The organism is Fructobacillus pseudoficulneus (assembly GCF_900108455.1).
GTDB classification, from domain to species: domain Bacteria; phylum Bacillota; class Bacilli; order Lactobacillales; family Lactobacillaceae; genus Fructobacillus; species Fructobacillus pseudoficulneus.
The window spans coordinates 128,397-151,368 of sequence record NZ_FNWS01000001.1 but is presented as its reverse complement, the minus strand read 5'-3'; the positions used below and the strand labels follow the sequence as shown (position 1 = coordinate 151,368).

Below are 22,972 nucleotides of genomic sequence, written 5' to 3'. Positions count from 1 at the left end.
CGCTTTGATTTGGACTTCAAAAATGAGGTTCAAGTTGCAGCGTGTGTTTTTTATTTGATTATTTGGTGAAGAATGGCGTAATTTGTTCGGCAAAGCTGCCATCCGGATCATTGACAAAGTTTTTATAGGCGGCCCAATAGGCATCCTCAATTAAGAGCGGTTCAGCGATGTTTTTCGGAATCTGGCTTTGCGGGATGCCACCCTTGTCGTCACGACTACCGGAGTATTCCTTGGTAAAGTCATCAAAGCGCTTCTCAATCACAATGGCTTCCGGGCCAAACCAGTTGTGTGGTTCCTTGGTCAGAAAGCTTTCTTCGACCTGGTAGGGCGTCCAGTCGGGCAAATCAACGGCAATCTTCATTGGATGAACAAGGCTTTGCAGTTGAACTTGGCCCAAGGCGATGTCCGCAATGGCGCCGGCCATGGCTGATGGTAAGTGCTTTTCGCTATTTTCTTTAGCGACCAGGAGAAACTGTCCGGTCATGTTTTCGTCAGCGGTGACCTCTTGTCCGGCAAGGACGTTGAGGAGATCAACGGGGGTAATGTTAATTGCTTGCATAATTGTTAGTCCTGAATCTTAATAAAGCTAAACTGATCGAAGTCAAAGAGGCCTTGGTCGGTAATTTTCAGTGATGGAATCACGGGCAGGGCCATAAATGACAGGGTTAGGAAGGGGTCAAAGGCGAGGTCTGAAATTTGCGCAAAAGCACTGTTTAACTCATCTTGCTTTTGAATCAATTCTTCAAATGGCAAATCGGACATCAAGCCACCGATTGGTAGGGGTAAGGTTGTGACTTGCCCTTGGTGAACGACTACTTGACCGCCGCCAATTTCTTTTAGGGTCTGGACAGCCAGCGCCATGTCGGCATCATCGACTCCGGCCACAATCAAGTTGTGAGAATCATGGGCGATGGTTGAAGCGATTGCACCGGCTTTTAAGTCTAGTCCCTTTAAAATTCCCAGGCCATGGCCGAGGTCGTGGTAGCGTTCGATGACCGCCACCTTGGCATACGTCTGATTGGCAACAAACCGCCCCTCAGCATTAACTGGTACCATTTCGACTTGGTGTTTCGTGGTGATGTGGTGGGGCTCAATTTCAATCACGTGGGCTGGTTTGCTGGCATCCAGTGCTAAGGCGAGATCTGCTTGGCTAAAGGTCAGGTTGATTTGTTGACCAGGTAAGAGCAAGACTGGTTCTTTTTGGTTTTGAAAGAATTTTCCAGCGACCATGACGTCTTTAATATCAATGGTGGCGGGGTCGTTTAGGATTAACAAGTCAGCGACAAAGCCAGGGGCGATGGCACCCACGTTTTGTAGGTGGTGGGCCATGGCAGCGTTATATGAGGCCAGGGTGTATGCCAATTCCGGTTTCATGCCATTCTTGATTGCCAAGGCCACGTTAAAATTGATGGAGCCTTCTTTTTGGATATCAGCAGCTGATTTGTCATCCGTCGCAAAGGCAAAGTGGCCCTGGTTAGCGGCGGTGATGGCTGGTAACAAGGCGAGTTCATCGCGCTCCACCGTGCCTTCTCGTAGGAAGACAGCCATGCCGGCGTTCACCCGGTCAAGGGCTTCTTCTTTGCTGGTCGCTTCGTGGTCAGTATCGATACCAAAAGCTCGGTATGTGGCTAATTCGGCAGGTCCAAGACCAGCTCCGTGGCCGTCAACGTGGCGATGAGCGTCTTGGGCGTCTTGAATCTTTTGTAGCATGTCAGCATCGCCATTGGCTACGGCAGGGTAATCCATGACTTCGGCTAAACCGGCGATTTCTGGATGTTGGTAAAAAGGCTTCAAAGCATCGGCATCCAAAGTCGCCCCGGCATGTTCAAAGGGGGTTGCTGGTACGGAAGAAGGCAACATGTAATGGATATGCAGAGGTGTCTTCTTAGCGGAATCAAGCATATATTGAATGCCGGAAACACCAGCGACCGAGGCAATTTCATGTGGGTCGGCGAAGATCCGAGTCACCCCATTTTGCAGGGATAGTCGCCCAAATTCGGATGGGGTTAATAAGGAAGATTCAATGTGAAGGTGTGCGTCAATCAGCCCGGGCACAATGAACTGTCCTTGACAGTCGATGGTGGTTTGAGCGACTAAATCATCATTGTCGTCGCCTAAGTAAACAATTTGCTGGTCTTTAATCCAGACATCTTCTTTGACAAATTCTTGGTTAAAGACATTTAATACTTGGCCACCGTGAAGTCGGTAGTCGACTGTTTGAGACATGATTAACTCCTTTAGTAGTGATTAATTTTATCCAGTTTAGCACAAATTACTTGATCTTTCTGATTCGGCTCGACAATGACTTTTACTTGTTAAAAAAGACCAGAAGAAAATCTTATTGTTTTTGTCTATACCAATTAGACCAATTTTCATTGACACCACTGATAAAACTGATAAAATAGCAATTGTTAACTTAAAAAGTATTACCAAACCAATTTTATTTGAAAGCGAGAAATTAGTATGTGTGGAATTGTCGGTGTAACCGGAGTTGATCAAGCATTGCCTTGCTTATTGCATGGTCTACAAAAGCTTGAGTATCGAGGTTATGATTCTGCCGGAGTTTATTTGATGGATAACAACGGCGGTCAAGCCTACATCAAAGAAAAGGGCCGGGTTTCAATGCTGGCTAAAAAGGCAGAGGCCAACGGCTTTATCGGAACAGCCGGAATTGCTCACACTCGTTGGGCAACCCACGGGAACGTGACGGTTGAAAACGCGCACCCACAAAAGTCAGCCGATGACCGGTTCTTCTTGGTTCACAACGGTGTGATCGAAAACTATCAAGAATTGAAGGCAGAATATTTGCCAAACGTTCACTTTGTTTCTGAAACGGATACTGAAGTGGCTGTCCAATTGGTCGACAAATTTGCTACTGAAGAGGGTTTGTCAAATGTGGAAGCCTTCCGCAAGATGATTTCTTTGTTGGACGGCAATTCAGCATACGGCTTCTTGTTGGTTGATAGCCAGGAGCCGGGCACTTTGTTTGCTGCTAAGAAGAAGTCACCTTTGCTGGTTGGTGTTTCTGACCATGGCAACGTGGTGACCTCTGATGCCGCTGCCATGATTGATATTACCAAGGACTTTATCGAATTGCGTGATGGGGATGTGGCAATCGTTAAGGCTGACTCAGTTGAAGTCTTTGATGCTGATAAAAAGCCAGTTGATCGCAAGACATTTACGCTAGAAATCGACCCAGAAGACACGAATAAGGGTGCTTACCCATACTACATGTTGAAGGAAATTGATGAACAAGCAGTTGTTGCTCGCAACATTGCCGCTCACTACTTTGACGAAGATGGTAACCTTCAGGGAATCGGTTGTGCCATCACTGATAGGATGCAAGAAGCTGACCGCCTCTACATTGTTGCGGCCGGAACTTCTTATCACGCTGGTTTGGTCGGTAAGCGTTACTTTGAACAGTGGGCTAAGATTCCAACGGAAGTGCATATCGCTTCTGAATTTGCCTACGATCAACCAATGCTGTCAGAAAAGCCATTCTTCATCTTCTTGTCACAATCTGGGGAAACGGCTGATTCACGGGAAGTGTTGGATAACGTTAAGAAGCAGGGATACCCAGCTTTGACGTTGGCCAACGTGATGAATTCGACTTTGACACGTGAAGCTGACTTTGCCTTGCCAGTTTTGGCGGGTCCAGAAATTGCCGTTGCCTCAACCAAGGCTTATACTGCTCAGGTTTTGGTCCAGGCAATTTTGGCTTCTGCCCTTGGCAATCCCGGCTTTGATTTGAAGGCTGAATTGGCCAAGGTAGCGGTTGAAATTTCAGCGATTACCGATGAAAAGGAAAGCTTTAAGCAAATCGCTGAGACGGCTTTGAAGGGACAAAAGTCTGCCTTTTACATCGGCCGTGGCCTAGATGCTGCGGTGGCCTTGGAAGCGGCCTTGAAGTTGAAGGAAATTTCTTACGTGCAAACGGAAGGCTTTGCAGCTGGAGAATTGAAGCACGGGACGATTTCTTTGATTGAAGATGGAACGCCAGTCTTTGCCTTGCTCACGCAAGAAAAGACGGCTGGCTTGCTTCGTGGTGAAGTCGCTCAGGTGGCTGCCCGTGGCGCCAATACGATTATCTTGGCTTCTGAAAGTTTGGCAAAGGAAGGGGATGCCTTCGTTTTGCCTGAAGTTAATGAATTGTTGATGCCAATCTTGGCCGTTATTCCGGCTCAATTGATTGCCTACTATGCTACTTTGGATCGTGGTTTGGACGTTGACCGGCCTCGTAACTTGGCTAAGTCAGTGACTGTCCAATAATTTCAAACGAATAAAAGCTTTTACCACAAAAGTTGCCGGCTAATTTAGCCGGCTTTTTTTGTTTGTCTGCCTAATTTTTGGTAGAATAGTTGGGAATGAATAAAATGTAAAAAGTCGGATGGAGACAGTAGCATGAGCCTTTTGGCAAGCTTATTTTCAAAACAAAAAAAGCACCGAGTTGGCCACCATATGGTGCTCAATGATTTAAAGGTGCCAAAGCACTTAGCCATCATTATGGATGGTAATGGTCGTTGGGCTAAAAAACGCCACCTACCACGGGTAGCCGGCCATAAGCAGGGAATGGAAACAGTTAAAACGGTGACCAAGTTAGCCTCGCACGCTGGGGTCCAGGTCTTAACAGTCTATGCCTTTTCAACGGAAAACTGGTCACGACCACAGGATGAAGTTTCGTTTTTGATGAAGTTACCAGTAACTTTTTTCGATACCTTTGTCCCTGAATTGATCAAAGAAAATGTTCGAGTTGAAACAATTGGTGACATTGACGCTTTGCCAGCTTCAACAAAAAAGGCGGTCTTAGACGCCAAGGAGCAGACCGGCAAAAATACCGGGATGGTCTTGAACTTTGCCTTGAATTACGGTGGTCAAACCGAAATTATCGAAGCGGCCCAAGCCTTGGCTACTGAAGTGCAACAGGGGACCTTAACTCCTGAAGCCATCACCAAGGAGGCTTTTGCGGCCAAATTAACAACTGGCTTTTTGGGCGACTTAGCCGATCCTGATTTGATTATCCGGACCTCTGGTGAAGAGCGCTTATCAAATTTCTTGCCATTCCAAGCGGCCTATTCGGAGTTCTACTTCACGCCGGTTTTGTGGCCTGATTTTGACCAAGAACAATTTGAATTGGCCTTAGATGCCTATACCAAGCGCGACCGACGCTTTGGAAAAGTTAAATAATAGATTGAGAAAGTGAGAATTCCGATGAAAACGCGGATTATTACGGCCGTTGTGGCCTTGTTGGTCTTTGTACCGTTAGTGATTATTGGTAAGTTACCATTGTTGGTTTTGACAATCCTTTTAGGAATGGTAGCTATGAGCGAAGTTTTGCGGATGACGCATACGTTGTTGGTTTCATTTGAAGCGACCATTTCATACATTGGTGTGATTGCGATTATTTTGCCGAAGAATTTTTGGCTCAATGATTTTTGGCCCTCAACGGTCAACAGCCAGACGGTGATTTATGGGCTGGCCTTCTTGTTCTTGGCCCGGACGGTCTTTGCTAAAAAGAGCTTCAACTTCCAAGACGCTGGAACCTTATACTTGGCAATGGTTTATATCGGAACTGGTTTCCATTACTTCTACCAGGCTGATTACCGTGGCTTACCAGTCTTGTTCTTTGGTTTGTTGACGGTTTGGTTGACGGATTCCTTTGCTTACTTTGTGGGAAAGGCTTTTGGTCAGCATAAGTTATCACCACGTTTGTCACCAAATAAGACCTGGGAAGGTTCTGTTGGTGGTTCTGTGATTGCCATTGTGGTGGTTGTCATCTTGTATGTCTCAACCGGTTGGTTGGAGTATAACGCCCTTGATTTGGCTATCTTTGCCTTGATTTTGTCATTGGCCGGCCAAATTGGTGACTTAATCGAATCTGCTTTGAAGCGTCACTTCCGCGTGAAGGACTCTGGTCGGATTTTGCCTGGTCACGGTGGTATCTTGGATCGCTTCGACTCAATGTTAGTCGTGATGCCATTAATGGCTGTTTTAGGAATGTTAAAGTAAGTTATCGATACTTAAAAGTCGTCTAATATTAAGTGGAGGGCGAATGATGAGCATTACGGCAATTCTTGCATTTTTAATTGTTTTTGGCCTATTGGTTGGCTTTCATGAATTTGGTCACTTTATTGTGGCTAAAAAATCGGGCGTTCTTGTCCGTGAATTTGCCATTGGCATGGGCCCTAAAATTTTATCTTGGTACAAGAATCAAACCGCCTATACAATCCGTTTATTGCCGGTTGGTGGCTATGTCCGAATGGCCAGTGAATTGGAAAAGGATGAATTAGAAGCAGGGCAGCGCTTGCGCCTGATTTTAAACGAATCTGGTCAGGTGATTTCGCTTGACGAGCGGGCTAACCAAGACGGTGAGGGGATTTTCTTTCAAGTTGACCAAGCCGACTTAGTGGATACAATGACGGTTACTGGTTTTCGCCAGAGTCAGCCCGAAAAGGAGACTTTAATGGTTTCTCCAGACGCCCTACGGATTGGTGAGGACGGGATTACGACGCGAGTAGCACCACGGCCAACTTGGATGGAATCTGCCCCGGTCTGGAAGCGACTCTTGATTAGCTTTGCTGGGCCAGCGATGAACTTTATTTTAGCCATTTTAGCCGCCGGTGTTTTGAGTTTTGCCCTGCCTGCCGTTCACTTTAATGAACCAACGATTGGTCAGGTGGTGCAACACGAGCCCGCTGCGAAGGCTGGGATTAAATCTGGCGATCAGATTACGGCTGTTAATGGGGAAAAGGTGTCGACATTTACCGACTTTGCCACGGTAGTAGCGGCGAAAGCTGATCAGCCATTGACCGTGACGCTACGCCGTGATGGTCAGACTTTGACTAAAACCGTCACACCAGAAAAGATTACGGTTGCTGGTCAAAAGCAAATTCGCATCGGGGTTGGGGTGAAGGGTTACCAAGATCCCGCTTCACGGTTGCGTTTTGCCTGGGTCAATACGCAAACCTGGTTTACTCAGGTTGGCCAAGGGATCGCCAACCTCTTCCAAGGCGGCTTTTCAATTAATAAGCTGGGTGGACCAGTGATGTTGGCTAAGACAACGGCAGAGGCCTCTCACCAAGGTTGGATTACTGTCTTGGCTTTGCTTGGCTTGTTGTCAGTTAACCTTGGCTTAATTAATCTTTTACCAATTCCACCGCTCGATGGTGGTAAAATCTTTTTAGACCTAATTGAGGGAATTTTCCGCCGGCCTGCACCAGCGTGGATTTCAAAGGCATTAACTGGTGCCGGAACCGCTCTGCTGGTCGTTTTGATGATTTTAGTAACCATCAAGGACTTAGGTCAATAAGATTTAAAAATAAAAACATTCATAACGGGGTTGTCACTCCGTACATAAACTTAGCTACCGAAAGAAGGATTTTATGAAACAATCACAGCTTTTCATGCCAACTTTGCGAGAAATTCCCGCCGATGCTGAAGTGAAATCACATCAGTTGCTTTTAAAGGCCGGTTACATCCGACCCGTTACGGCTGGAATGTTTGCTTACCTCCCCTTGGCTAAGCGTGTTTTAAATAAAATTGAAGCAATTGTCCGTGAAGAAATGGACAGTATCGATGCCAACGAAATGTTGGTGCCGGAAGTTTTGCCTGCCGAACTTTGGCAGCGGTCAGGACGTTATGAAACGTACGGTCAAGATTTGTATAAGTTTAAGAACCGTCAGGATCGTGACTTTATCTTAGGTCCAACCCATGAAGAAACCTTTACGGAACTTTTTGCTAATGACATTAAGTCATACAAGAAGTTGCCATTGCTGGTTTACCAAATCCAGGCTAAGTTCCGTGATGAAGGTCGGCCACGCTTTGGTTTGCTGAGAACTCGTGAATTTATCATGAAGGATGCTTACTCATTTTCAGCCAATCAGGAAGGCTTGGATGCTGCCTTTACCAAGATGGAAGCAGCCTACGTCAAAATCTTTGACCGGATTGGCATTGACTACCGAGTGATTGTTGGCGATGCCGGGGCAATGGGGGGCTCTGATTCAAAGGAATTCTCAGCTCCTGCTGCTGCCGGTGAGGATACCATTGTCTACTCTGACAAGAGCGAGTATGCTGCCAACCTCGAAATGGCTAAGGATTTCTATGTCCGTCAGGACAACCCACAAGCTGGTATTGACTTGGCTGATTTGCAAAAGATTGATACACCACACGCTAAGACAATCGATGAATTAGCCAATTTGCTGGACGAAAAGCCTGAAAACTTGGTGAAGACCATTATGGTTGTCACCCCTGAGAACGAATTAGTGGCCGTTGTCACGACTGGTGACTTTGAGGTGAACTTGGTTAAGGTACAAAACTTCCTTGGTTACTCAGATGTTGAATTGGCCGATGAAGCTCAGGTCAAGGCAACTGTTGGTGCTTCATTTGGTTCATTGGGTCCTGTTGGCCTACCAGAAAATGTCCAGTTGCTGGTCGACGAACGAGCAGCTGACCTGGTAAACTTTGCCGCCGGTGCCAACGAAGACGGCAAGCACTACTTAAACGTCAACTGGAACCGCGATGTGGACTTGACCGAAGAACAAATTGCAGATTTCCGTACGGCTCACGAAGGTGACTTAGCTGTTGATGGTAAGGGACAGTTGCAATTTACTAAGGGAATTGAAATTGGTCACATCTTCAAATTAGGAACGAAGTATTCAAAGGCCTTAGGGGCCCAAGTGTTGGATGAAAATGGTCGCGCAACCGATATGATCATGGGTTCTTATGGAATTGGAATCTCTCGTTTGTTGGCAGCGATTGCCGAGCAAAAGAGCGACGACAAGGGACTGGTTTGGCCTGCTAACGTGGCACCATTTGATGTGCACTTGGTACCCGTGAACGTAAAGGATGACGACCAAGTTCGGGTTACCGCTGAATTGGAAGAATCCCTAACAAGCCAAGGATTAGAAGTCTTGGTTGATGATCGTAAGGAACGTGCCGGCGTTAAGTTTGCTGATGCGGACTTGATTGGTTTGCCAATTCGAATTACGGTTGGTAAAAAGGCGGGTGAAGAAATTGTTGAAGTTTCTGTTCGCGCCGACGGTTCAAACTTTGAAATGCGTCTATCTGAAGTTAATGAATCAATTGCTGTTTTGTTAAACGGACAAACAGACGAAGAGTAATGATTAAAAAGCCGATGGAAGTCGGCTTTTTAAGGTCAAAGAAAGGTAAGTTATGCCACTTAATCCAGCAGAACAATTGGATCAGCTGTTAAACCAGACTAAGCAACCAGATGAGGTCAAGGAATACTTTCGAGGTGGTCAACTTGTCGCAGTGCAAGTTAACCCACAAAAGAAGTCTTGGCACTTTGTTGTTTCTGTCAAACAGGTTTTGCCCTTTGCGGCTTACCTGTCTTTTGACCGTGGTTTAAAGGCTAATTTTCAACATGTTGAAGCAGTTGATTTAGTGGTTCAAACCCAAAATTCTGGCTTTGCCGAGGCCGATGTGCAAGCTTATTTTCACTTTGCCTTAGCTAAAACTAGCCTAAATTTTGCTACTTGCCAGCAAATTGCCGCTTCATCGCGGCTGTCATTAACAGGGCAAGGACAGGCAACGATTGCCATGGCCGTACCTAATTTGGCGGCATCCTTAACCAAGGAGGTCCTAACCGAACTAGCGAAAGCTTACGATCGTTGCGGCTTAACTGGATTGACCTTTTCCGTGGCGGTTGATTCGGCCATGCAAGACCAATTGCGTGAGCAGTTTGATTCACACCAACAAAATGTACAAAACACGATTAACCAAGCGATTGAAAAGGCTGCCGCCGCTAAGCCAAAACAGGCTGCTGGTGGGGTAGCCCTGCGCTTGGGTCGGGCGATTAACCCCGATACGCCGGTTACTCGTTTGGAAGACATTGATGGTGAAGAATCTCGGATTACGGTTGAAGGGTATATTTTTGCCTCAGAAGTCCGAGAATTACGGTCTGGTCGCAAATTAATGACTTTGAAATTAACCGATTATTCATCATCAATTACGGCTAAGAAGTTTTCAAATAATGAACAAGATGAGGCAGTCTTTGACGAATTAAAGGATGGTATGTGGGTCAAAGTTCGCGGGAATGTCCAAGAGGATACCTATGCGCGCGAATTGGCTCTCAACATTTATGATTTGCAGGTTGTTGACCATGAAAAGCGGGCTGAAAGCTATGAGGGTGATGAACAGCGCATCGAATTGCATGTTCATACCAACATGACCGGGATGGACGCGGTAACCGACTTTGCTGGTGTGGCTGCCTTAGCCAGTGCCTGGGGCCAAGATACGTTGACCGTGATGGATAACGGTAATGTGCAGGGCTATCCGACGGCGATCGCGGCAGCTAAGAGTCAAAAGCTGAAGATGATTTATGGTATGGAAGGTAACGTCGTGGAGGACGGTGATCCGATTGCCTATAATTCACAGGACTTAGACTTGTTGGCCAAAGACCAAAGCTATGTTGCCTTCGATTTGGAAACGACTGGTTTGTCGGCGGTTTCTGACCGAATTATTGAATTGTCAGCCGTTAAAATGGAATTGGGTAACGTGGTTGATAAGTTTTCGGAATACATCAACCCCGGCTTCCCCTTGTCTGAATTTACTACTAACTTGACTTCAATCACCGATGCGATGGTTGCCAATGCTAAACCCGAAGAAGAGGTGATTGCAGCCTTTCGTGAGTGGTCAAAGGACACCATTTTGATTGGTCATAACGTGACGTTTGATGTGGACTTTTTGAATGCCACTTATGCTCGTTATCAACAACATCCAATTGAAAACCCGGTCATTGATACGCTAACCTTGACTCGCTGGCTTTATCCGGATTATAAGTCTTACCGATTGGGGACTTTGGCTAAGAAGTTTAGCATTGAGCTGGAACAGGCTCACCGCGCGATTTATGATGCGGAAACCACTGGACACTTGGCTTGGAAGTTATTGAAGGAAGCCAAAGAACGCTATGATTTAACGAACTTTAATCAGTTAAATGACCACATGTTGGATGGTGGGGCCTGGAAGCATGGCCGACCATTTCACGTGTCAATTTTAGTGCAAAATGAAGTGGGACTGAAAAACCTTTATCGCCTTGTCTCGGCCTCAAATGTTGAGTACTTTAACAAGGTACCGCGGATTCCACGGTCCGTCTTAGAAAAGTATCGTGAAGGTTTGCTGATTGGAACTGGTGATACTGGCGGTGATGTAATCGTGACTCTGATTGAAAAGGGTTATGAAGCGGCCAAAAAGAAGGCTGATTTTTACGACTACCTCGAAATTCAACCATTGGCTAATTATCAGCCCATGTTGGATAGTCAATTAATTGCTAATCCGGCTAAGCTTGAAAGCATTATCAAGGAAATGATTCAAATCGGGTCAGAACTTGATAAGCCGGTAGTAGTCACTGGGGATGTCAAGTACACCAATCCGGAAGACAAGATTTATCGGAGTATTCTGATTGGGTCACAACCAGGGAACCCCCTGAATCGAACAAATTTACCTGACTTACATTTTCGGACGACACAAGACCTCTTAGACCAATTTGCCTTTTTGGGTGAAGATTTGGCCAAGAAAGTGGTGATTGAAAATACGCACGTAGTTTCTGACTTAGTCGAAACCATTGCACCGTTGAAGGAAGGCTCGTATCCACCTCAAATTCCAGAAGCTGGGGATGAACTGCGTGACAAGACCTTTGCCAAAGCAAAGGAAATGTATGGTGACCCGTTGCCTGAATTGATTCAAGAGCGGATTGACCGAGAATTAAAGTCGATTATCGGGAACGGTTTCGCACCACACTACATGATTTCGCAACGACTAGTGGCTAAGTCCAATAAGGATGGCTACCTGGTTGGTTCGCGTGGTTCGGTTGGTTCGTCATTTGTGGCGACAATGTCTGGAATCACGGAAGTTAACCCACTGCCACCACATTACCGGTCGGCCCACGGGGATTACTTTGAATTAGCCGACGAAAAGAAGTACGGGTCTGGTTACGATTTGCCGGACAAAGAAGACCCTAATCATCCCGGCGAGATGTTGATTGGGGATGGGCAAAATATTCCCTTTGAAACCTTCATGGGATTCACTGGAAATAAGGTGCCCGATATCGATTTGAACTTCTCTGGCGATTACCAACCGATTGCCCACAACTACATGAAGGTGATGTTTGGTGAAAAGAAGGTTTACCGCGCGGGAACGATTGCCACGGTGGCTGAAAAGACCGCCTTTGGTTACGTCAAGGCCTATGAACGGGACCATGACAAACATTATCGGGGGGCCGAAGTCGAACGGTTAGCTGCTGGAATTACGGGAGTTAAGCGCACGACTGGTCAGCATCCCGGTGGTATCTTGATTGTCCCGGCTGACTACGATATTTATGACTTTACGCCAGTTCAGTATCCGGCCGATGATCAAAATGCGCTTTGGCAAACGACTCACATGGATTACCATTCGATTCACGATAACCTGTTGAAGATGGATATTCTGGGGCATGATGATCCAACTATGGTGCGAACTTTGAAGGATTTGTCTGGAATTGATCCGCAGTCAATTCCCGCCAATGATCCTGGTGTCTTGAGCCTCTTTACTTCGACGGAGGCCCTGGGGGTAACGCCAGAACAAATTAATTCAAAGACCGGGACACTTGGTTTGCCGGAATTTGGAACCGGCTTTGTCCGGGGCATGCTCGAAGATACCCAACCCCATACTTATTCGGAATTGCTACAGATTTCTGGTCTGTCCCACGGAACGGATGTGTGGTTGGGCAATGCCCATGATTTGGTTGAAAACGGGACGGCAACGATCGCGACTGTGATTGGAACCCGTGATAAAATCATGACCGATTTGATTGGCTATGGTTTGCCCTCCGAAGATGCCTTTAACATCATGGAAAAGGTGCGTAAGGGAAAGGGAATTACCGATGAGTACCAGGCCCTGATGCGAGAACATGACGTGCCAGAATGGTATATCGAATCTTGTTTGAAGATTAAGTATATGTTCCCTCGGGCCCATGCGGCGGCTTATGTCTTGATGGCTTTGCGGATTGCCTACTTTAAGGTCTATTTCCCAGCTGTTTATTACGCTACTTACTTCTCAGTTCGGGCCTCTGCCTTTGATGTGGTCGCCATGGCTCGCGGTAAGGAAGCCGTCAAATCAGCTATTGCCAAAATTCGAGACTTGGGTAATGATGCTACCAAGGGTGACCAGGACCTACAAACGGTTTTGGAAATGGCCAATGAGGCCTTGGAACGTGGGATTTCCTTTAAGATGGTCGATTTGTACCGATCTGAAGCGACGGATTGGGTGATTGATGGTAATGAATTGATTCCACCATTCTCCACAATTCCTGGGCTAGGGGATAACGTTGCCAAGCAAATTGTGGCCGCTCGAGCCGAAAAGAAGTTTATCAGTAAGGAAGATTTGAAAAAGCGCGGTAAGGTATCACAAACGATTATTGAGTTTTTGACCTTGCATTCCGTGATTTCGGATTTGCCGGATGAAAATCAGTTGTCACTGTTTGATTTTTAAAATCAACCGTGAGATAGTTAGAATAATGTAGGACCTGCTGTGGCGGATATCAGCAGTTATCAAAAAAATAAGAAAAGGAGCCGGCACTTTTGAAGCCGGATACCATGCAATCATTTTTTAAATTAAAGGAAAACAATACCACGGTAAAACGTGAAATTGTGGCCGGGATTACGACTTTCGTTTCGATGGCCTACATCTTCTTTTTGAACCCACAAATTTTGGGTCAAACAGGGATTCCAGCTTTGTCAGTCTTTATTGCGGCCATCTTTGTGGCGGTCTTTGGGACGTTGTTCATGGGCTTGTATGCTAACGTTCCTTTCGCTCTAGCACCAGGGATTGGAATGCAGGCTTACTTTACTTACACCATTGTCTTTGGCTTTGGTTTTAAGTGGCAGCAGGCCCTGGCAATCGTCTTCTTGGTTGGGATTTTAGATGTCTTAATCACCTTGACACACGGTCGTCAAGCGATTGTCAAAGCCATCCCTGAGGAACTGAAGGCTGCCATTGGTGGTGGCCTTGGTGTCTTTGTGACCTATATTGGTTTAAAGAATGCCGGTTTTATTAACTTTGTCATTGATGGTAAAAACCTGATTACAGTGAATGACCAGAGTTATAATGGTGGGACAGTTCACGGCCCATTGACCTCATTGTTGGCTTCGGGTGGTGTGACCCCTGAATTGACAAAGTTTACCCAATCACCAGCCTTGTTAGCCTTGATTGGTTTGGTTTTGCTGACATTCTTGTTGGTGAAAAAGGTGCCAGGAGCATTCTTGATTACCCTGATTGCTACAACGTTGATTGGAATTCCAATGGGTGTTACCAATACGCATTTGTCAGCGGCAACTTCTTTGCCACATGCCTTTTCAGAATTTTCATCAACCTTTGGGGCAACCTTTGGCCACCAAGGAATGCAATCACTCTTTACTGATTGGCAAAAGGCGCTTTTGGCGATTGTCACCATCTTTGCCATGGGCTTGACTGGTTTGTTTGATGCCATCGGAACCTTGATTGGGATTGGTAACCAAACGGGGATCTTCTCAAAGGAAGATCAAGAAGCCTTCGTGGCGGATAACTCTTTCAATTCAAAGATGGATAAGGCATTGGTTGTTGATACCTTTACGACCACTCTGGCCGGTGCTGTTGGAACTTCAAACACCACCACCTTTATTGAATCAGCCACGGGTGTTGCTGCTGGTGGTCGGACAGGTTTGGCCAACATTGTGACCTCAATTGGCTTTGCTTTGATGCTTTTCTTGGCACCATTGGTTTCCGTTGTCCCAACTGCTGCAATTGCGCCATTGCTGATCGTGGTTGGAATTATGATGATGGCCGAATTTAAGAAGATTGATTGGGCGGATACGGCAGTTGCTATTCCAGCCTTCTTCACGTCAATTTTCATGGCCTTCTCATATTCAATTTCTTATGGAATTGCGGCCGGATTCATTTTTTACATCGTAGTTAAGATTGCTCAAAAGCAATTTAAGAAGTTGTCACCAATTCTCTTGATTATTACGGCCTTCTTCTTGATTAACTTTATCTTGATTGCCATTATTTAAACCTAGTAAAAGACGACAGTGAATGTCGTCTTTTTTTATGGCCAAAAAAGGTTGATTCAACTGGCTCAGGGACTTTTAATCAGCGGGTGCCCTGGTTTTTTGCTATAATATAGGTATGAAATATGGAACAGTAAAAATTTGGCAGGCCGATCGTGGTTATGGTTATATCGAACCAGATCAAAAGGGGCCTGATGTGTATGTCCACTTTAACGGGATAGCAGGGGATGGCTTTAAATCATTAAAACCTGGTCAACGAGTGGAGTATGTCTTGGTGCAGGGCAAGGATGCCTTCCAAGCAGCTCAAGTTCAAGTGGTGAACGAGGAGGCATAGGTTGGCGGAAAAAGAGCAGCTATTGACCAGCGAAACGGTCTATCAAGGACCAATTTTTTCGGTGGAACAACGAAAAGTGCAATTAGCAGATAAAACAACTGCTCAGCGTGATGTTGTGCATCACATGCTGGCAGTTGGGGTTTTGCCTTTAGTTGATGCTGATCATGCCATCTTAGTGCGTCAATGGCGGGCTGCTGCTAACGACTTTGTCTTGGAAATTCCTGCCGGTAAGGTTGATCAACGTGATCACGGCAACGAACAGGAAGCGGCCCATGCCGCTGCCATTCGGGAATTGAATGAAGAGATTCGCTTTCACCCTGGTAAGTTGATTGAGTTTGCCTCTGGTTATGAAGCAATTGGCTTCACCGATTCACGGATTAACCTGTATTTGGCAAGTGATATGGCACCTTTAACCGATGCCGACCAATTACCACGGGACCATGGTGAGTCCCTGGACCTTAAGACGGTTTCCTTTGATGAATTAACCGCCTTGTATGAGTCGGCTCAGTTAAACGACCAAAAAACCATTACGGCCTACTTATTTTGGGCTAATTGGAGATTGAAAAATGGCAGAAAATAATTTTTTCACTCGCTCTCGTCAGAGTCGAGAAGAAAAGAAGCGGGCGAAGTTACGCCAGCAAGTTGAAAAAGAATATGCCAAGGAGCACCCGGATGAAATCACCGTGGTTCAGCCCGAAAATCGAGCTGAAATGCGTTTGACGAAGAAGGGCCGGTTTGAATTAGGATCAGATGGTCAACTGACTGAAAAGGGTCGGACTGATCGTTTGGCTTACCGTTATAACCGGGGGATGATTTTTGTTGCCCTTTTGATTGTTGCGACTTATTTGTTCTTTTTCTTTGTGAATTTTAATTAATAAATTGTCTGAGGAGTTGTAAATGAAGGTTGGAATTATCACCCCAATGCCAGAAGAAAAGAAGGCATTGATTGCGGCAATTGAAAATCCCGTTGAAAAAAAGTTTGGTGACTTGTCTGTTTTGACAGGAGATTATGCTGGCCACCAAGTCTTTTTGGCGGAATCTGGGATTGGTAAGGTTGCTGCCGCAACTGCAGCCACGATTTTGACTCAAGTTATGGCAGTTGACGTCGTGATTAACACGGGGTCAGCAGGGGCTTTGCAGCCAGAATTGGCCGTTGGTGACTTAGTGATTGGCCGTGAACTGGCCTATTCTGATGCCGATGTGACTGTTTTTGGCTATGAATTTGGTCAATTGCCTGGTCAACCAGCCCGGTTTGAATCAGATGCAACCCTGGTAAAGGAATTTACAGCCTTAACGTCTAGCCAATCTGGTTTGATTGTTTCGGGTGACAGCTTTGTTCAACAAAAGCAAAAAGAAGCAATTAAGGAACACTTTTCTCAGGCATTAGTGGCCGAAATGGAAGGGGCTGCAGTTGCCCAAGTTGCTCATCGTTTTGGGGTACCGTTCATCGTTTTGCGCGGTGTTTCGGATTTGGCTAACGGCGAATCTTCAGTCGTCTTCGATGAATACGTTGTCGAGGCTGGTCGCCAATCAGCGCAGTTACTCTTATCTTATTTGGAAAAGAAAGAAGCGTAAGAGTTGATTTTTTGATTTGTCTTGAATCTTAAAAATAAAATTTTAGGTAAGGAAATAATAAACATGATTGCAGTTTATAACCAAGCAGCCGTCGGCGATATTTTGATGTTAACTTTCGCACCGGCTGCCGGAAAAGTTACCATTACAACTAACGGGCCAGTGACAAAGGTCGCTGACACTGAGACAAAGCAATTAATTGCTTTTAATATTCAAGGGCTTGGTCAAAGCCTTGGCCTATCAGCAGAGGCCGGTCAAGTTTTCTTGGACGCTGACCAAGTTGCTCAAGTTAACCAGGCCTTGCAAACAGCTGGATTTGAAGAAAAAATTCAGGTTGAAGCATCTAACCTAGTGGTTGGAGAAGTTGTTGAAATGACGACACATCCTGATTCGGACCACCTTCACGTTACTCAGGCAAATGTTGGTGAAGCAGCCCAGTTGCAAATTGTTTCTGGCTCACCCAATATGAAAGAGGGCATTCGTGTCGTCGTTGCTAAGCCGGGTTCAATGATGCCTTCTGGCGAAATTATTTGGGATGGTGCCTTGCGTGGTGTTCCTTCTGCCGGAATGATTGTTTCTGGTCGGGAATTGCAATTACCAGGTGCTCCTGATAAGCCAGGAGCGTTGGTTTTGCCAGCCGACTTTGGCCAAATTGGTCAAGCATTTGATTTCGCTGCTGCCCAAAGTTTGTATGCGGACGGCTTAATTGATACAAACTACTAAAAGGGAACGGCAATTATGTCAGAAAAATACTATTTTATTGGGATTAAGGGGACTGGAATGGGTCCGTTAGCTCAAATTTTACATGATCAAGGCAATCAGGTACTTGGTTCTGATATTGACCAATTTACCTATACGCAGGCTCCCCTTGAAAAAGCCGGTATTAAAATTTTGCCCTTTGATGCTAAAAACGTCTTAGCCAATAAGGACGCCACGTTTATCCGTGGAAATGCCTTTGAGGATGACCAAGTTGAAGTTCGGGCGGCGCTTGATGCCGGGGTGAAAATGATTTCATACCCGGAAGCGGTGGCTCAACAAATTGATCAAGCAACGACAATTGCCGTTGCTGGTGCTCACGGCAAGACTTCAACAACCGGTCTGTTGGCCCATGTTTTCAAAAACGTGGAAAAGACTTCCTACTTGATTGGTGATGGTACTGGTCATGGTGTGGCTAATTCAGACTTCTTTGTCTTAGAAGCTGATGAATATCGCCGCCACTTTGCACCCTACCATCCCGATTATGCGATTTTAACGAATATTGACTTTGATCATCCGGATTACTACCATGACCTAGCCGATGTTCAGTCAGCCTTTGAAGACTTCGCTAAGGGTGTGAAAAAGGGAATCGTTGCCTGGGGTGATGACCCAAGTTTGCAGGCCATCAAGGTTGATGTGCCAATGTATTATTATGGCGACCAGGATGGTCGTGACGACTTTTTGATTCACGATATTCAAAAGAGCACGACGGGCTCAACTTTCCAAGTGTCTTTCCAAGGCAAGGAACTTGGTGACTTTGCTATTCCAATCTTTGGTCAGCATAATGTCTACAACGCAACGGCCGTAATCGCCATTGCTTACCTTGAAGGAATTGATTTGGCTTTGGTTCGTCAGTATTTGCTGACTTACCCGGGAGTCAAGCGGCGTTTCTCAGAGAAGCAAATTCAAGACATCACGATTATTGATGATTACGCTCACCATCCGACGGAAATTCAAGCAACGATTGATGCGGCCCGGCAAAAGTATCCGGATAAGGAAATTGTGGCAGTCTTTCAGCCACATACCTTCACCCGGGTAATTGCTTACAAGGATGAGTTTGCTAAGGCCTTGTCTGCCGCTGATACGGTTTATTTGACGCCAATCTTTGGTTCAGCACGTGAAACGCAAGGAACGGTCTCGGCCCAAGATATTGCCGATGAGCTACCAGCCTGTGCCGGTATCTTGAAAGAAGAGGATGTTTCGCCACTGCTCAAGCACCATGATGCCGTTTTGGTCTTTATGGGAGCGGGGGACATTCAAAAGTATGAATTTGCCTATGAAAAGTTGTTAGGGCAAATTCAACCTGATCTGAATTAACTTTTTTAATCTTAATTTAATTTTTTTCAATTATAATTTAGTAAGGATTGAAAACTGGATTCTAAATACCAATTTATTGGAGGTATATGATGGATAATTTTGATATGAATGCTCGCCGCGACGTGACGGGTGCTGATGAAGGCATGAAGTCCTTCTTCCAGCGTGTTTACGGCTACATGGCCATTGCCTTGACCGTAACAGCTGTTGCCGGTTATATCGTGCAGCACTTCTTCTTGGCCCAAGTAGCACGCCTCTTTATCGGTAGCTGGGTCGGCTTTGCTGCCGTGATGGTAGTCGAATTGGTGATTGTGGCAATGATTCGCAACGCTTCCTTTGCCGGTAACCCCGCCAAGTCTTTTGGACTGTTGATGGCCTTCTCAGCTGTGCAAGGGTTGACGTTAGGATTGCTATTGGCAATTTATACTGCTGCCTCTGTTGGAGCAGCCTTTATCTCAACCGCTGCCTTGTTCGGCGGAATGGCGCTCTACGGCTACTTCTCAAAGCGCTCAATGACCTCAATGCAGCCAATCTTGTTTGGTGCATTGATTGGAATTATTGTGGCTTCTGTGATTAACCTCTTTATGGGATCATCTGCTTTCCAAGCACTGATTTCAATTGCGACGGTTATCGTCTTCGCCTTGTATACGGCCTATGATAATAACACTTTGCGTCAAGCATATGTACAATTGTCAGCCAATGGTGCAGGTGAGACACAGACAACTAGTTTAGCTGTTTCTGGTGCCTTGATGCTCTACCTTGATTTCATGAACATTTTCTATGCTTTGATTCAGTTATTCGGCGATAACCGAAATTAACGTGTCAGAAAAACTAACATTGCTCGCTTCGGCGGGCTTTTTTTGTGCTAAACTACAAACAAGTTAAATAAGGACTAACCAATGACTAAAAAACTACTTTTAATCGATGGAAATTCGCTGGCGTTTCGGGCTTTCTACGCTATGTACCAACAGCTAGACCGAATGGTAACACCAGAGGGATTACACACCAATGCCCTCGTGGCTTTTAACAATTTTTTAGAGACAATTATCTTACCAATGCAACCCGACTTGGCTTTAGTGGCTTGGGATGCACGTTCAGGTAAGGAAACCTTCCGTGGCGACTTATACGCGGAATATAAGAGTGGCCGGGATAAAACGCCGGTTGAGTTTAAAGAACAATTTCTATATTTACGTGAAATGGTTGAGGCCCACGGCCTGCATAACTACGAACAAATTGGCTTAGAAGCCGATGATATTATTGGAACCTTGTCTCGACAGGGAGAAGCTGCTGGTTATGACGTCTTCATCATTACCGGAGACCAAGATTTAACCCAGCTAGCAACTGACCATGTCACCGTTAAGATTACGAAAAAAGGTGTGACTCAGATTGAAGAATACACACCAGCTCACATCCAGGAAAAATTTGGTCTGACACCAGAACAAATCATTGATAAAAAGGCCTTGACGGGTGATACTTCGGATAATTATCCGGGTGTTACCAAGGTTGGTGAGAAGACAGCTTTGAAGCTGTTAACCGAATACCATGACTTGGACAACCTGTATGCTCATGTCGATGAGATGAAGAAGTCCAAGATGAAGGAAAATTTGATTGCTGATAAGGACGTGGCCTATCGGGCCCAGAAGTTAGCGACCATTATTACGGACGCCGACCTCGAAATTGGCCTAACGGATTTGACGTACGATGGGCCAAAGACAAAGGGCTTGGTCGAACTCTTTGAGACGTTGCACTTTAAGCAGGCTTTAAACAAGTTGAAGGCTCACCAATTAGTTGACCAGGATGATACTTCGGTTGAGGCAGCGGAAGCTGAAAGCTCTAACTTTCATCCAGTTCGTGAACTAGATGATGCCGCAGTCGCTACCTTAGCAACGGTTGATAGCTTCGCCTTACAAATCGATACGACCTCTGATAATTATCACACGGCAGATTTGATTGCCTTTGCAATTGGAAATGATAAGGTTGGTTATTTTGCCAGCCGTGACTTTTCTTGGTTTGAAAATGATCAATTAAAAGCTTTGATTGAAAACCCAGCCAAGAAGGTTCGTTTATTCAATGCGAAAGAGCACTGGGTCTTATTGCACCGCTTAGGCCTTAAGTTGGCCGGTGTTGACTTTGATTTTATGCTCGTGGCTTATCTGCTTGACACAGTTGGCAATGACAATGTCTTAGCAACCTTGGCCTCACGGTTTGGTGCTTATTTACCAGAAGACGAAGAAGTTTATGGTAAGGGGGCCAAATTTGCGGTTCCAACCGATGATCAACTGCTTTATAACCATTTGGGCCATAAGGCGGAAGTAATTGATACGCTTCGTGATCAGGCCTTTGCTGACTTAGAGGAGCACCAACAAAGTCATCTTTACCATGACATTGAGTTGCCGCTTTCCTTTGTGTTAGCGAAGATGGAAGCCCAAGGCTTTATGGTTAATGAAGACCGCCTTAGTAAGATGGGACAAGAGTTGGACGAAAAGATTGCCCAACTCAAGGATCAAATTTATCAAATTGCGGGTGAAGAATTTAATATCAATTCCACGAAGCAATTAGGCGAATTATTGTTTGAAAAGATGAACTTGCCGGTGATTAAAAAGACTAAAACAGGTTATTCAACTGCTGTTGAGGTCTTGGAACAATTAGCACCGCAGGCGCCAATTGTTAGTCATATCTTGGAATACCGGCAATTAGCTAAGATTAAGTCAACCTATGTTGACGGTCTGCTGGCGGTGGTTAGCCCGGTTGATCAAAAAATTCATACACGTTTCTTACAAACATTGACTCAGACCGGCCGTCTGTCATCGGTTGATCCCAATTTGCAAAATATTCCAATGCGAACGGAAGAAGGCCGAAAAATTCGTCACGCCTTTGTGCCAAGCCAACCGGATTATTTGATTTTTGGGGCCGATTATTCGCAAATTGAATTGCGGGTCTTAGCCGCCATTACCGGTGACCCCAACATGAAGAAAGCCTTCATGGATGACGACGACATTCACGCCGAAACGGCGCGGGCCGTCTTTGGCCTGGGGCCCGATGAAGAGGTTGATGCCAACCACCGTCGAACAGCCAAGGCCGTTAATTTTGGAATTGTCTATGGGATTTCGGACTTCGGTCTTTCAAAAAATCTCGGTATCTCTCGCAAAGATGCTAAAGAGTTTATTGAAACCTATTTCCGGGAGTTCCCAAAGATTCATGACTGGATGGAACAAATTAAAGAACAGGCTCATCGGGATGGCTTTGTTGAAACAATTGAACACCGCCGCCGTTATTTGCCAGAAATTAATTCTAAAAATTTCAACCGTCGGTCATTTGCAGAGCGAACGGCCATGAATTCACCAATTCAAGGGTCGGCAGCCGATATTATTAAAATTGCGATGATTAAAGTTAATCAAGCAATTGAAGAACAAAATTTGAAAGCGAAAATGCTCGTTCAGGTCCATGATGAATTGGTCTTTGAATGTCCACAAGAGGAGTTAGAACAAGTCCGAGAGTTAGTCACATCCGTCATGGATTCCGCTGTTTCACTGTCCGTACCGCTCAAGGTTGAAGACCATTCTGGTCCAACTTGGTACGAGGCCAAATAACTGCTGCCACCGTTGGAAAGGAGTAACAATGTCAAGTTCAGAATTACAACGTAACCGAGCCGTTTTACCGATGTCAACCGTCCGAGAGCTAACGCTCTTAACCGATCGACAGATTCGCTATTATGAGCAACATGAATTGATTACTCCAAAACGGGGCAAGGGTGGTCAACGGCGTTTTTCACTCAACGATATTGATCGCCTCCTCCAAATCAAGGACTATCTCGATGCCGGCGATTCAACTGCTGACATTAAAGAGCTCTTTGCAAAGGCGGAACGCAAGAACCAGGCGCAATTAGGAACAGACAATTCACTCCGCCGGTCTTTGCAGGACGAATTTGCTCAGATTGCCCGCTTCAATAATCCCTAAAAAC

Annotated in this window: 18 protein-coding genes; 16 read left to right on the top strand and 2 right to left on the bottom strand. The window is 45.6% G+C overall.

What is annotated here, in order from left to right; genetic code table 11:
• Nucleotides 1–58: 58 nt before the first annotated feature.
• The gene (locus BLW39_RS00720; RefSeq protein ID WP_059375617.1) at nucleotides 59–559 is read right to left on the bottom strand and encodes a hypothetical protein; all 501 of its coding nucleotides are present in this window, start codon (nucleotides 557–559) and stop codon (nucleotides 59–61) included.
• Nucleotides 560–564: 5 nt separating this feature from the next.
• Complete coding sequence (gene ade, locus BLW39_RS00715; protein ID WP_059375609.1) at nucleotides 565–2,226, bottom strand: adenine deaminase; 1,662 nt, start codon at nucleotides 2,224–2,226, stop codon at nucleotides 565–567.
• Between the two features lie 237 nt (nucleotides 2,227–2,463).
• Between ade and glmS the strand changes: the two genes are divergently transcribed.
• From glmS to BLW39_RS00635, 16 genes are all read left to right on the top strand, one after another.
• A complete protein-coding gene (gene glmS, locus BLW39_RS00710) occupies nucleotides 2,464–4,269 on the top strand; it encodes a glutamine--fructose-6-phosphate transaminase (isomerizing) (RefSeq protein WP_059375604.1) in 1,806 nt (601 codons plus the stop codon).
• 132 nt (nucleotides 4,270–4,401) lie between these two features.
• Nucleotides 4,402–5,184, top strand: a complete 783-nt coding sequence (locus BLW39_RS00705; RefSeq protein ID WP_059375597.1) for an undecaprenyl pyrophosphate synthase — start codon at nucleotides 4,402–4,404, stop codon at nucleotides 5,182–5,184.
• 24 nt (nucleotides 5,185–5,208) lie between these two features.
• Nucleotides 5,209–6,006: a phosphatidate cytidylyltransferase gene (locus BLW39_RS00700; RefSeq protein ID WP_059375594.1), complete on the top strand. Its 798-nt coding sequence runs from the start codon at nucleotides 5,209–5,211 to the stop codon at nucleotides 6,004–6,006.
• A 43-nt stretch (nucleotides 6,007–6,049) separates the two neighbouring features.
• A complete protein-coding gene (gene rseP, locus BLW39_RS00695) occupies nucleotides 6,050–7,306 on the top strand; it encodes an RIP metalloprotease RseP (RefSeq protein ID WP_082138799.1) in 1,257 nt (418 codons plus the stop codon).
• A gap of 73 nt (nucleotides 7,307–7,379) precedes the next feature.
• Nucleotides 7,380–9,116 (top strand): proline--tRNA ligase, encoded by a 1,737-nt coding sequence (locus BLW39_RS00690; protein ID WP_059375591.1) that lies wholly within the window; start codon nucleotides 7,380–7,382, stop codon nucleotides 9,114–9,116.
• Between the two features lie 52 nt (nucleotides 9,117–9,168).
• Nucleotides 9,169–13,482 carry a PolC-type DNA polymerase III gene (locus BLW39_RS00685; RefSeq protein ID WP_059375587.1) on the top strand — a complete coding sequence of 1,438 codons (4,314 nt, stop codon included), beginning with the start codon at nucleotides 9,169–9,171 and terminating at the stop codon, nucleotides 13,480–13,482.
• Between the two features lie 104 nt (nucleotides 13,483–13,586).
• Nucleotides 13,587–15,038, top strand: coding sequence for an NCS2 family permease (locus BLW39_RS00680; RefSeq protein ID WP_059375659.1), 1,452 nt, complete (start codon nucleotides 13,587–13,589; stop codon nucleotides 15,036–15,038).
• Between the two features lie 115 nt (nucleotides 15,039–15,153).
• A complete protein-coding gene (locus tag BLW39_RS00675; protein ID WP_059375583.1) occupies nucleotides 15,154–15,369 on the top strand; it encodes a cold-shock protein in 216 nt (71 codons plus the stop codon).
• Between the two features lies 1 nt (nucleotide 15,370).
• Complete coding sequence (locus BLW39_RS00670) at nucleotides 15,371–15,949, top strand: NUDIX hydrolase (protein WP_059375575.1); 579 nt, start codon at nucleotides 15,371–15,373, stop codon at nucleotides 15,947–15,949.
• Nucleotides 15,936–16,244: a hypothetical protein gene (locus tag BLW39_RS00665; protein WP_059375566.1), complete on the top strand. Its 309-nt coding sequence runs from the start codon at nucleotides 15,936–15,938 to the stop codon at nucleotides 16,242–16,244. Before BLW39_RS00670 ends, BLW39_RS00665 begins: the two co-directional genes overlap by 14 nt.
• Before the next feature lie 22 nt (nucleotides 16,245–16,266).
• Complete coding sequence (locus BLW39_RS00660; RefSeq protein ID WP_059375563.1) at nucleotides 16,267–16,944, top strand: 5'-methylthioadenosine/adenosylhomocysteine nucleosidase; 678 nt, start codon at nucleotides 16,267–16,269, stop codon at nucleotides 16,942–16,944.
• Between the two features lie 63 nt (nucleotides 16,945–17,007).
• Entirely contained in the window at nucleotides 17,008–17,664 is a 657-nt protein-coding gene (ytpR, locus tag BLW39_RS00655; protein ID WP_059375556.1) for a YtpR family tRNA-binding protein, read from the top strand.
• Between the two features lie 15 nt (nucleotides 17,665–17,679).
• A complete protein-coding gene (gene murC, locus BLW39_RS00650) occupies nucleotides 17,680–19,014 on the top strand; it encodes a UDP-N-acetylmuramate--L-alanine ligase (protein ID WP_059375553.1) in 1,335 nt (444 codons plus the stop codon).
• Between the two features lie 89 nt (nucleotides 19,015–19,103).
• Nucleotides 19,104–19,829, top strand: a complete 726-nt coding sequence (locus tag BLW39_RS00645) for a Bax inhibitor-1/YccA family protein (RefSeq protein WP_059375548.1) — start codon at nucleotides 19,104–19,106, stop codon at nucleotides 19,827–19,829.
• A gap of 81 nt (nucleotides 19,830–19,910) precedes the next feature.
• Entirely contained in the window at nucleotides 19,911–22,601 is a 2,691-nt protein-coding gene (gene polA, locus BLW39_RS00640; protein WP_059375542.1) for a DNA polymerase I, read from the top strand.
• Nucleotides 22,602–22,629: 28 nt separating this feature from the next.
• Complete coding sequence (locus BLW39_RS00635) at nucleotides 22,630–22,968, top strand: MerR family transcriptional regulator (protein WP_059375537.1); 339 nt, start codon at nucleotides 22,630–22,632, stop codon at nucleotides 22,966–22,968.
• Nucleotides 22,969–22,972: the final 4 nt, after the last annotated feature.